Genomic DNA, 628 nt, shown 5'->3' on the forward strand with positions numbered 1-628 from the left:
TAATCGGATATTCTGCAGCTGCATAATGATTCGAATACGGGGCTTGTGTCGTGGGTACCTGATTATTATGCAGNTGCAGAATATCCGATTACGGTATCGGTAACAGATGGTATCCTGCAAGACACACAAAGCTTTAGTCTCAACGTACAGAATACTAACCGAGCGCCTGTCATCAATACGATGAGCTTAAATGATGGGCTAGAGAATACACCCTATAGCTATAGCTTGGATGCTGTTGACCCCGATAACAATCAGCTTACCTACACGCTACAAAGTGCGCCTCTTGGCATGAGCATCAATTCAAGTGGCCTAATTCAATGGGTACCTAGCTATGATGAAGCTGGTATTCACTCTGTCACAATCACTGTTAGTGACACGGACGGGTTAAGTGCTAGTAAATCATTTAGTTTGAATATTGTTAACGTGAATAGAGCGCCTATTGCACAGGCTCAGAACCTAAGCTCTGATGAAGATACAAACTTACCAATTATTCTTTCTGGGCAGGATGATGACGGTGATGGAATCACTTTCAATCTGATCGGCTCGCCCTCAAACGGGACATTGGAAGGTATAGAACCGAGCTTCACTTATACTCCAAACGAAAATTTCTATGGTAGTGATACCTTGA

The 628-nt window shown here is 43.1% G+C and carries 1 protein-coding gene; it reads left to right on the forward strand.

The window, feature by feature from the left end; translation table 11 throughout:
* Positions 1 to 45: 45 nt before the first annotated feature.
* Positions 46 to 628: Ig-like domain-containing protein (locus A3757_RS21625; protein ID WP_156506486.1), on the forward strand; the 583-nt coding region annotated here is incomplete at its 3' end.

This window comes from Oleiphilus sp. HI0117, from assembly GCF_001635235.1.